Source organism: Sphingopyxis sp. L1A2A, from assembly GCF_005502465.1.
Classification (GTDB): domain Bacteria; phylum Pseudomonadota; class Alphaproteobacteria; order Sphingomonadales; family Sphingomonadaceae; genus Sphingopyxis.
This window is the reverse complement of record NZ_SCOT01000032.1, coordinates 1-10,968: the sequence shown is the minus strand read 5'-3', so window position 1 is coordinate 10,968 and position 10,968 is coordinate 1. Positions and strand designations below refer to the sequence as shown.

General features: G+C 67.4%; 11 protein-coding genes. 10 read left to right on the top strand and 1 reads right to left on the bottom strand.

Features of this window, described 5'->3' with window-relative positions; all coding sequences use genetic code 11:
• Positions 1-108: 108 nt before the first annotated feature.
• From FFS68_RS14525 to FFS68_RS14500, 6 genes are all read left to right on the top strand, one after another.
• On the top strand, positions 109-783 hold the full coding sequence (locus tag FFS68_RS14525) for a DUF969 domain-containing protein (RefSeq protein ID WP_137753913.1): 675 nt from the start codon (positions 109-111) through the stop codon (positions 781-783).
• Positions 780-1,718 carry a DUF979 domain-containing protein gene (locus FFS68_RS14520; RefSeq protein WP_137753912.1) on the top strand — a complete coding sequence of 313 codons (939 nt, stop codon included), beginning with the start codon at positions 780-782 and terminating at the stop codon, positions 1,716-1,718. The genes FFS68_RS14525 and FFS68_RS14520 overlap by 4 nt, the downstream gene beginning before the upstream one ends.
• A gap of 148 nt (positions 1,719-1,866) precedes the next feature.
• Entirely contained in the window at positions 1,867-2,862 is a 996-nt protein-coding gene (locus tag FFS68_RS14515; protein WP_137753911.1) for a DUF2891 domain-containing protein, read from the top strand.
• A gap of 49 nt (positions 2,863-2,911) precedes the next feature.
• Positions 2,912-3,928, top strand: coding sequence for a substrate-binding domain-containing protein (locus FFS68_RS14510; RefSeq protein WP_137753910.1), 1,017 nt, complete (start codon positions 2,912-2,914; stop codon positions 3,926-3,928).
• Between the two features lie 99 nt (positions 3,929-4,027).
• Positions 4,028-5,203, top strand: coding sequence for a GGDEF domain-containing protein (locus FFS68_RS14505; RefSeq protein ID WP_137753909.1), 1,176 nt, complete (start codon positions 4,028-4,030; stop codon positions 5,201-5,203).
• Between the two features lie 121 nt (positions 5,204-5,324).
• Positions 5,325-5,795, top strand: coding sequence for a hypothetical protein (locus FFS68_RS14500; RefSeq protein WP_137753908.1), 471 nt, complete (start codon positions 5,325-5,327; stop codon positions 5,793-5,795).
• 14 nt (positions 5,796-5,809) lie between these two features.
• Here FFS68_RS14500 and FFS68_RS14495 read toward each other — a convergent pair whose 3' ends face one another.
• Positions 5,810-6,400, bottom strand: a complete 591-nt coding sequence (locus tag FFS68_RS14495; protein WP_137753907.1) for a TetR/AcrR family transcriptional regulator — start codon at positions 6,398-6,400, stop codon at positions 5,810-5,812.
• A 354-nt stretch (positions 6,401-6,754) separates the two neighbouring features.
• On the opposite strand from FFS68_RS14495, the gene FFS68_RS14490 reads away from it, so the two are divergent.
• The 4 genes from FFS68_RS14490 to FFS68_RS14475 all read left to right on the top strand — a co-directional run bounded on the left by FFS68_RS14490 (position 6,755) and on the right by FFS68_RS14475 (position 10,865).
• Positions 6,755-7,174 (top strand): hypothetical protein, encoded by a 420-nt coding sequence (locus FFS68_RS14490; RefSeq protein ID WP_137753906.1) that lies wholly within the window; start codon positions 6,755-6,757, stop codon positions 7,172-7,174.
• Between the two features lie 77 nt (positions 7,175-7,251).
• Positions 7,252-9,405, top strand: a complete 2,154-nt coding sequence (locus FFS68_RS14485) for a S9 family peptidase (RefSeq protein ID WP_137753905.1) — start codon at positions 7,252-7,254, stop codon at positions 9,403-9,405.
• A gap of 96 nt (positions 9,406-9,501) precedes the next feature.
• Positions 9,502-10,224, top strand: coding sequence for a hypothetical protein (locus tag FFS68_RS14480; RefSeq protein ID WP_137753904.1), 723 nt, complete (start codon positions 9,502-9,504; stop codon positions 10,222-10,224).
• An 11-nt stretch (positions 10,225-10,235) separates the two neighbouring features.
• Positions 10,236-10,865 (top strand): response regulator transcription factor, encoded by a 630-nt coding sequence (locus FFS68_RS14475; RefSeq protein WP_171003896.1) that lies wholly within the window; start codon positions 10,236-10,238, stop codon positions 10,863-10,865.
• The last annotated feature ends 103 nt before the right edge of the window (positions 10,866-10,968 follow it).

Below are 10,968 nucleotides of genomic sequence, written 5' to 3'. Positions count from 1 at the left end.
TCGGGACCGCCCAAAACTTCGTCATTCCCGCGAAAGCGGGGACCCAGCGAGCAACCGTTGCAACCGGGTTCCCGCTTTCGCGGGAATGACGAAGAAAGAGCGTAACCCATGCTCGTCCTGATCGGCATCCTCATCATCATCGCGGGCTTCGTGCTGCGCTTCAATCCGCTGCTCGTCATCATGGCCTCGGCGCTCGCCACCGGGCTCGCCGCGGGGCTCGATATCGCCGCGATTATCGCCGCCTTTGGCAAGGCGTTCAACGACACGCGTTATGTCTCGATCATCTGGATCGTCCTCCCCGTCATCGGTCTGCTCGAAGCCTATGGCCTCCAGCAGCACGCGCGCACCCTGATCGGCCGCATGAAGGGCGCGACGCTCGGCCGCCTGCTCACCGGCTATCTCTTGCTCCGTCAGGGCATGGCCGCTGTCGGCCTCACCTCGGTCGCGGGCCACGCCCAGACCGTTCGTCCGCTCGTAGCCCCCATGGCCGAAGCCGCCGCCGAGGCCGCGAACCCCGCGCTCACCGACGACCAGCGCGAAGAGGTCAAGGCGCACGCCGCCGCGACCGACAATATCGGGCTGTTTTTCGGCGAAGATATCTTCCTCGCCATCGGTTCGATCCTGCTGATGAAGGGCGTGCTCGAAGGCTATGGCTATCAGATCGAGCCGCTGCATTTCTCGCTCTGGGCAATCCCGACCGCGATCGCCGCCTTCCTGATCCACGGCTTTCGCCTCCGCCGCCTCGACCGGCGCATGGCGGCCAAGACGGAGGCGGCGGCATGATCACCCTCGGCTTCGTTTACGTCCTCGCGGGCCTGACCTTCGCGCTGTTCGCGGTGCTCGGCGCGCTGGACCGCAGCAACCCCAAACGCTTCGGCAACGCCGCCTTCTGGGGATTGCTCGCGCTGTCGATGCTCGGCGGCGATTATCTTGGCGATTTCGGCAACGGCCTGCTCGTCCTCGCGCTCGTCGCGATTGCCGGCACGGGCCAGATCGGCCGCGCCCCCGGCGGCGATGTCCCCGCCGACGTGCAGGCGACACGCGCCGCAAAGCATGGCCCCTTCCTCCTCCTCGTCGCGCTGATCATTCCCGCCGCCGCGCTCGCGGGTACCTTTTTATTCAAATGGCTCCCCGGCCTCGCCGACCCCAAACAGGCGACGCTGATCTCGCTCGCCCTCGGCGTGCTCATCGCGCTTGCGGTTGGCATGGCGCGCCTCAAACCGCCGCTCCTCCTCCCCGCGCAGCAAGGCCGCCGCCTGCTCGACGCGGTCGGCTGGGCGGCGATCCTGCCGCAGATGCTCGCCAGCCTCGGCGCGGTGTTCGCGCTCGCCGGGGTCGGCGAGGTCGTCGGCGACCTTATCGGCACCGCGATCCCGCAGGGCAGCCTGTTCGGCGCCGTCCTCGCCTTCGGGCTCGGCATGGCGCTGTTCACGATGGTCATGGGCAACGCCTTCGCCGCCTTCCCGGTGATGCTCGCCGCGGTGGGTATGCCCTTGCTGATCAAGCAATATGGCGGCGACCCCGCGGTCGTCGCGGCGATCGGCATGCTCGCGGGCTTCTGCGGCACGCTGATGACCCCGATGGCGGCGAACTTCAACCTCGTCCCCGCGGCGCTGCTCGAACTCAAAAACCCCTATGGCGTGATCAAGGCGCAGATCGGCACCGCGCTGCCGTTGCTGGCGGTGAATATCGTCTTCATCTGGTTGTTTGCTTTCTAAATCCTCCCTGTGGCGAAGCCATGGGGAGGGGGACCGCGCGCGAAGCGCGTGGTGGAGGGGCCGCGCCACAGCCCCTCCGTCAGCGCTCCGCGCTGCCACCTCCCCATCGCTACGCGACAGGGAGGACCGAGTTGATTAGGATGCCGTCATGACCCTCACCCCCGACCACGCCGCCCGCTTCGCCGCCGCCACCCTCTCCCACCTCGGCCGCGAATATCCCTACAAGATGGACCTCGTCCTGAACGGCCCCGAAGACGCCAAGCCCCCACGCGACCACCACCCGATCTTTCATGGCAGCTTCGACTGGCACAGCTGCGTCCACGGCTGGTGGCAGATTCTCCGCCTCGCGCGCCGCTTCCCGGATCTCCCCATCGCCGCGGACATCCGCGCCCGCGCCGACGCCATGCTGGTTCCCGACAAGGTCGCGGGCGAACTCGCCTTTCTGTCGCGCCCCTATGCCGCGGGGTTTGAGCGCCCCTATGGCTGGGCCTGGCTCCTCGCTCTTCATGCCGAGACCGAAGCCCATAACGCCCCTTGGGCCGCGGCGCTCGCCCCCCTCGCCGCAGCCTTCGCCGCGCGGTTCCACGCCTTCCTGCCCAAGCTCACCTATCCGTTGCGCGTCGGCACCCATTTCAACATCGCCTTCGCGCTCCTCCTCACGCGCGACTGGGCCGAACCTCGCGACCCCGCGCTCGTCGCGCTGATCGACGCCCGCGCCCGCGACTGGTTCGGCCGGGACCGCGACTGTCAGGCGTGGGAGCCCGGCGGCGACGAATTCCTCTCCTCCGCACTCAGCGAAGCGCAGCTGATGGCCGCGGTCTTGGGCACCGATTTCGCCGCCTGGTTCGACGCCTTCCTCCCCCGCGCCGCCGACCAGCAAGCCGCCACCCTCTTCACCCCCGCCACCGTGTCCGACCGCAGCGACGGCAAGATCGCGCATCTCGACGGCCTGAACCTCAGCCGCGCCTGGAACTGGCGCGCCATCGCCGCGACGCTCGGTCCCGACCACCCCGTCACCCCCGTCGCCGAAGCCGCCGCAGAGCGCCACCTCGCCGCCGCGCTGCCGCATGTCACCGGCGACTATATGGGTGAACATTGGCTCGCAACCTTCGCGCTGCTGGCACTCGACGGCCTCGCCGATTGACAAGCCCACCCCTCGCGGCGACAGACGGCGACAGAGGGGAGAAACCTAGGTGACCGCAAAGATGCTGCGCCCGACATCGTTCGACGTCGCCGAGCGCGCCGGGGTGTCGCAATCGACCGTCTCGCGCGCGCTCCGCAACTCCCCCGGGGTCAACGCCGAAACCCGCGCCCGTGTGGCCGCCGCCGCGCGCGAACTCGGTTATGTCGTCGACCGCCACGCCTCGTCGCTGCGCCTCAAAAGTAGCGAGACGATCGCGCTCGTCACCATCTGCCGCCCCGGCGAGGACCGCAGCGCGATCAACCCCTTCTACTTCGCCCTGCTCGGCAGCATCGCCGCCGCGACGTCAGCGCGCGGCTTCAACCTGCTCGTCTCGTTCCAGGAAAGCGACGCCAATTTCCGCGCCGACTTCGTCGCCTCGGGGCTCGCCGACGCGATGATCGTCATCGGCACCACCAGCAACCACGCCGCTTGGGATTATTTCGCGCAGGCGCAGGCGTCGGGCCTCGACTTCGTCTGTTGGGGCAGCCCGGGCAGCCCGTTCCACTGGATGCGCAGCGAAAATGACGAGGGCGGCCAGCTCGCCGCCGACCATTTCATCCAGACCGGCCGCCGCCGCATCGCCTTTGTCGGGCCGCAGCAATCGCCGCAGCGCCAGTTCGACGAACGCCGCGACGGCTTCACCGCGACGCTGGCCGCGCATGGCCTCACCGCGATCATCGCCGAGCCGCCCGCCGCCGCCGACCGCCACGCGCAGGGCGTCGCCGCAGTGCAGGCGCTGCTGACCGCCCATCCCGACACCGATGCGATCTTCGCCGCCAGCGACATGCTCGCGCTCGGCGTGCTCCAGGGATTGAAGGACGCCGGGCGGCGCGTGCCGCAGGACGTCGCGCTGATCGGCTTCGACGGCATCCGCGCCGGGACGATGGCCGACCCCGCGCTCACCACGCTCGAACCCGATCTCGACGCCGCGGGCGAAGCCCTCGTCGCGATGGCGCTCGAGGATGACGAACGCACCCGCAGCGGCACCCGCATTCCGGTGCATCTGGTCGTGCGCGGAACCGCCTGACGGCTCGTGCCTTTATAGGCTACTGTGACCTAACGCACAGAAAAGTAAGACTTCGTTATCCATAGCGCTGCTACTTTGCGGGGCAGAGAGGCAAGCATTTTGTCGGGTCAGTTTTTCATCCAGTTGCTCAACCCGGGCATCGGCCTGCTGTTCGCGGTCGCCTTTTTCCTGCTCTGGCTGAACCGCCGCGACCTTTATGTTGCTTATGCTGCGGGCGCCTACACCGCGTCCGCGATCGCCTTTCTGATCCTGGATGTCGGCCCCGCGCTGCCCTATGAGCTGCATCGCATCCCTGCCAATATCGGCTTCCTCGCCACCGGCGCGCTGTTCGCCGCCGCGATCATCGGTCGCTATGGTCTGCCGATCCCGTGGCGGTCGATGGCGGTCACCGGCGCGGCGTCGATGGCGGTCTTTCTGTGGTTCCTGCTCGGCCAGCCCAGCATCGGTGGCCGCATCCTGTCGATCAGCATCGGCGCCGGGATCATCGCCGCGATGGTCGTCCGTGCGCTATGGCCGCTCGACAAACGCTATGTCATCGACCGGGTGCTGTTCTGGGTCGCGGCGCTGTCGGCGCTCAACCTGATCCTGCGACCGATCGTGCTGCTGTCGCTCGGCGGCGGCTTTGACAGCTATGACGGTTTTCAGCAGTCGGTGTACTGGACCACGGTGCAATTCAGCCAAGCGATGGTGTCGATCCTTGCGGCGATCAGCCTGATGGTCGCGGTGGCGATCGACCATATCGCCGAGCTGCGGCAGCAGGTCGACGACGACAATCTGTCGGGCCTGCTCAACCGCCGCGGGTTCGAGGCGCGCGCCGGGTCGGCGCTGCGCCGCTGCATCGACGACGACCGTCCCGTCGCGCTGCTGATCGCCGACCTCGATCATTTCAAACGCGTCAACGACACCTATGGCCATGCCGTCGGCGACATGATCATCGCGGCGTTCGGCGCGCATGTCCGCGCCATCGGCCCTGCCGAGATGGTCGCGGGGCGCATCGGCGGCGAAGAATTTGCGCTGCTCGTCCCCGGCGCGGGGATCGAGGCGGCGCGCCAGCTCGCCGAGGCTGTCCGCACCGGCTTCGCCGCCGCCTGCGCCGACCGCATCCCCGCCGCGCTCGTCCCCACCGCCAGCCTTGGCATCGCCGTCGAGGTTCCCGGCGCCGGGCTGTCGGCGCTGATGCAAGAGGCCGATCAGGCGCTCTATGAAGCCAAGCGCACCGGCCGCAACCGTGTCCGCACCTTCACCCCCAAACCCGTCCGCCTCGCCGTCGGCTGACCCGGCTCCCGCGATCGCAGCTGTGATCACGAACACTGCAACCATCGCAGATCATGGATATTTTAATCGCGATTTCAAAGGCACGAAAAGGAACTTGGTGGTGCGGGCAGCAATTTTGGCGATGACAATGATGACGGCGGCGATGATCCCACAGGCCGATGCCAGGGACGCCGCCGCCACGACCAATCTCGATGCCTATGTCGGCAAATATCCGTTCGATGTCGTGAACGGCCACCGCTTCCTCGATCACCCCGCGGTCAAGGCCGCGATCGCCGCCGCGGTTCCCGATGCGAAGCAGCGCGCCACCATCGACTTTTCCGAAAACGGCCTGGGGCTGCCGATCGTCCGCGTTGCGGGCGGGCGCATCCTCGTCTGGGGCGCCGCATGGCGCGCCGAGGATCGCTATAATTGGGCCGTGGTGATTGCCCCCGATGGTACCCGGCCCGAAGTCTGTATCTATGACGGGGTCGGCTATGGCGAGGATTTCCAGTCGTCGACGTGGCTCACCCCCGGCCAGCCGGGGGTGATGAAACAAGGCAGCTGCCCGTCGGCCGCCGACGCCTATCCGCCCGCGGAAATCGTCGCGGGGTAAGCGTTAGTTCGCGGCTATTGGCCGATCATCTGCTCGATGATCGCTTCGTGGCGCGGCTTGCCGCTCGTCTCATCGATCGCTGCAACAAAATTGCCGTCGATCCGCATCGCGACATAGCCATGAACGACGCTGCTCAGCGCGATCAGCAGCGTGGTCGCATCGCCGGCATTATGGGCATCCTTGCCGCGCAACGCCCGGACATCCTCTTCGACCCCGGCATATAGTCCATCGACCAGATCGGCCAGCGCGCGGTCGCCGGGGTCGAGCATGTCCATCCGCCACATCATCCGGTATCGATTGGGGTGCGCCAAGGCATAAGCGACATAGGCGTCGGCAAAGGCGATGATGCGCGCGCGCGGCGACGGCGATGCCGCCGCCCGCGCCGCCGACGCGCCGGTGCGCAAATCGATGAAGCATTGGACGGCGAGCGCGGTCAGCAATGCGCGGCGGTCGGCAAAATGATTGGCCGGCGCCGCGTGCGACACCCCCGACGCCCGTGCCACCGCCCGGATCGTCACCGCCTCGACCCCATCGCGGTCGAGCAGGCCCAGCGCGGTATCGATCAGCAGCTGGCGCAGCGCGCCATGATGTTGGCCTCGTTTCATGCCCTTGTATTGACGCTGTCAATCGGATGACGCAAGTTTGATATCGCCAATCTGGCCGCGCCACAGGTTGTGGCGCGATCGCTGCCGCGGCGATTTGACGCGCCGCGTGAAGGCAGGTGCCGATTGTTACCGCGGGTTACATCTTTGGCTCCCGCGGTCATCGACGGCCGAGCGTCGGCGCCATAATCCTGCTCAATGAGCAAGCCATCGGCGCATCGCCATCCCCTTTTGACGATGCTCTCACACGGGTGGATCGATACATCCCGCCGCGACGATCGCGATCAGACGTTGCAATGGTAATTGACAATGTCAATTACCATTGCCTATATTGACAGCGTCAATTGGAGTCGCCCGATGCGCCGTATCATCCTCACCCTCGCCCTGATCCCCTTCGGCGTGCTGACCCCGGTTCTCGAATTGGGGGTGACCCATGTCGTCAATCCCGACTGGCCGGGCCACGCGCGGCTGCACGAGGTGTGGCAGCTGCTCACCAACAGCTCGCTGGCGATGCTCTGCCTGTGGCTGATCTGGTGCAGCCGCCAGCTGCGGCTTCCCGCGCTCATCGCCTTCATCATCTCGCTTGGTTTTCTCGCCGCCTACAGCCTCAGTCCGCTCTACGGCGGCACGATGCGCCACAGCGACGGCAGCGAGATCGCGGTTGGCGGGATCAACATCGCCGTCGCGATGATGCTCGTCACCACGATCGCCATCGGCGCCGTGCTCGCCTCGACCTTCCGCGCCCCGCGCGATGGGCCAAACTCGGTTCGCCGCTAGCGCCCGCGCGCCCGGTTGACGGGCCGATACGAAAGGTACAAACCCGCCCCCTCTCACCAATAAAGGGGCGACTTTTCATGCACAAACTGGCAATTTTGGGCGCAAGCCTGCTCGTGCTTTCGGTTCAGCCCAGCTTGGCGCAGGAGGCGCCCGCCGCGCCAGACGACACCACAGGCGCCGCCCCAACTGCCGCTACCTCGGGGGCCGCAGTCGGCAGCGCGCGCACCGCCCCCGAACGCCGCCTGACCGGCGCCGACCTGTTCGACCTCGCCATCGCCGCCGACCCACAGATCAGCCCCGACGGGCGCCGCATCGCTTATGTCCGCCGCGCCAACGACATCATGTCCGACAAGGCAGTGAGCAGCATCTGGCTGATCGACACCGCGACCGGCGATGAAACCCCGCTGGCCAGTCAGCAGGGCGCCGCCTTTTCACCGCGCTGGTCGCCCGACGGCAAGCGCCTCGCCTATGCCTCGACCGCGGGCGGCAGCGCGCAGCTGTGGGTGCGCTGGATGGCGGGCGGCGAGGCGGTGCGGCTGACCGGCCTGCCGACCAGCCCGTCGAGCCTCGCCTGGTCGCCCGACGGCCGCTCGATCGCCTACACCATGCTCGTTAAGGACGAAGGCCCGAAATTCGGCACCGCCCCCCCCAACAAGCCCGAGGGCGCGACCTGGGCTGAGCCGCTCGAAGTCCACGACCTGCTCGCCTACCGCGCCGACGGCGAGGGCGAACTCGAACCCGGCTTCGAAAAAATCTTCCTCGTCCCCGCGACCGGCGGCGCGCCGCGCCAGCTGACCTTCGGCCCCTACCACGATGGCGGACCGCTCAGCTGGTCGCGCGACGGGCAGACGCTCTATTTCGGCGCCAACCGCAAACCCGACTGGCAAAATGATCCGGTCGACGGCGAAATCTACGCGCTCGCCATCGCCAGCGGCCGGGTGACCGCGCTCACCGACCGCGATGGCCCCGACGGCAATCCCGTCGTTTCGCCCGATGGCCAGAAAATCGCCTATGTCGGTTTCGACGACAAGCTGCGCGCCTATGAAAACGCCCAGATTTATGTGATGAACCGCGACGGCTCGGGCAGCCGCAGCCTGACCGCCAATTGGGATCACAGCGCCGACGCGGTCCTCTGGGATAGCGACAGCGGCGGCGTCTATGTCCAATATGACGATCATGGCGAAACCAAAGTGGCGCGCGTCGGCCTCGACGGATCGGTGCGCGACGTCGCCAAGGGCGTGTCGGGCGGCGGGCTCGACCGGCCCTATACCGGCGGCAGCTTTTCGGTGGCGGCGACCGACGCGATTGCCTTCACCGGCGGCACCGCGACCCGCCCGGCCGAAGTCCAGCTGACCAGCGGCGGCAAAACGCGCGTCCTCACCGACCTCAACCGGAGCTTGCGCGAAGTGAAATCACTCGGCGAAGTCCGCAAGATCACCACCGCCTCCAGCCACGACGGCAAGCCGATCGAAGGCTGGCTCACCCTGCCCCCCGGCCATGTCGAGGGCACCAAGGTACCGCTGATCCTCGAAATCCATGGCGGCCCATTCGCCGCCTATGGCCCGCATTTCTCGACCGACAACCAGCTGTACGCCGCCGCCGGCTACGCCGTCCTCTCGGCCAATCCGCGCGGTTCGACCAGCTATGGCGCCGCCTTCGCGAACGAGATCGACAAGGCGTATCCGGGCAATGACTATTTCGACCTGATCAGCATCGTTGACCGCGCCATCGAACTCGGGGTCGCCGATCCCGATTCGCTGTTCGTCACCGGCGGGTCGGGCGGCGGCGTCCTCACCAGCTGGATCGTCGGCAAGACGAAGCGCTTCAAGGCTGCGGTGACGCAAAAGCCGGTGATCAACTGGACGACGCAGGCGCTGACCGCCGACGGCCCCGCCTTTTTCGGCCGCTACTGGCTCGGCGCGATGCCGTGGGAAAAGCCCGAACTGTTCTGGGCGCGCTCGCCGCTGTCGCTGGTCGGCAACGTCGAAACCCCGACGCTCGTCGTCGTCGGGGCCGAGGATTACCGCACCCCGGTCAGCGAGTCCGAGCAATATTATACCGCGCTGCGCCTGCGCGGCGTCCCCACCGCGCTGATCAAGGTGCCCGGCGCCAGCCACGGCGGCATCGCCGCGCGGCCCTCGCAATCGGCCGCCAAGGCCGCGGCAATCCTCGCCTGGTTTGAAAAATACCGCAAAGGCTGGACCCGCCCTGCATCGCCCGCCGCGCGCTGATACACGGTGCGGCTGTGATCGCGATCACGGCGGCGCTCTACCGGTCGCCATAGGATGATCGCCACCGGCTGATTGCAGCCCGGCAAGAACGGAAACATGGTCGTGCATAAACTGTTCGTGGTGTCGCTTGCCTTCCTGATGACTGCGCTGCTTCCGTCGGTCTCGCCCGGCCGCGCCGCCGAGCCGGAGTTCACCCCGCTCGACGAGATCGAACGGGTCCGCCAAGCCGGCTGCGGCATCGCCGATTTTGAAGAATATCTCGCCGGGTACACCAGCGCGACCACCGGCGGCGGCTGGTTCATGCGCTGGACCGCGGCCGGCTACGACCCGCAGCGCGTCCGGCGCCCGCTCGAACTCGAACTCTCCTACATCTGGGACCCCGCGCGCCAACCCGTGATCGCGGACCGCGAGATCGAGGTCAAGCTGCGCGTCGGTACCGACGCCGCCTTGCCCGAGGTGGCGCTGATCGCGATGCAGCGTCCCTTCCCGGTCCGGCCGCACGGCATCATCGGCGGCACCGCGCTGGCGACCCAGATCTTCCCCTACAGCCCGCACGACCAGAACAACGGCCATGGCGAGCTGCCGCTCGGCGACCTGCTCGATTATGCCGCGGGTTATGACACGCTCGGCTGGACGCTGATCCGCCCGTCCGACCGGCTCAGCGGCAACAAGCAACTCGCGCGCGGCACCCTCGACATCGCGGCGCTGCGCCAAGCGGTCGCTGCGCTGCCGGCGCTGCGGCAAGCGCTCGCGGCAAAAACCCCCGACCCCAAGGCGCGCTGCCAGCGCGTCCTGTGGCCCGACATCACCCGCTATTGATGGCGGATTCGATGACGCCCAGCATCATCATCGCCGACGATCATCCGGTGTTCCGCGGCGGACTGGTTCAGCTTATGGGCGGCGCCTTCCCCGACATGGCGCTGCGCGAAGCGGGATCGGTGGCCGAGATGCTCGGGATCGCCGGCCGCCACGAAGCGCCCTGGCTGTTCACCGTCGACCTGCTGTTTCCAGGGATGGACCCCGCCGAAACGCTGCCGATGATGCGCCGCCGCTTCCCGCGGTCTTCGATCGCGGTCGTGTCGATGCTCGACGACGACGCCACGATCGATCGGGTGATGGGGTATGGCGCCGATGCCTATATCGCCAAATCGGTACGCGCCGACCGCATGGTAGAGGGGCTGCGCGCGCTGCAAAAGGGCGAGTTTGTCGTGCTCAAGCCCGATCGGCCGTCGGTGCAGGCAATGCCATCGCCCGCCGCCGCGCGCCCCACGCTGACCGACCGCCAGGTCGAGGTGCTGACGATGCTCGCGCAAAAACAGTCGAACAAGCAGATCGCGCGCAACCTCACCCTGTCGCACTTCACCGTCCGCAACCATGTATCGCTGCTGCTGCGCACGATGGGCGCCGCGACACGCACAGAACTGGCGGACAAGGCGCGCCATGCCGGCCTCATCGGCTGACGATCATCGGCGACACGGCGCCCCGGTCCAAAGCGACAGATAACGCGTTTCCTTCGCTCTTCGGCGCCACCGCGCCACCCAACCGCCCCCCACCCCCTTGCAA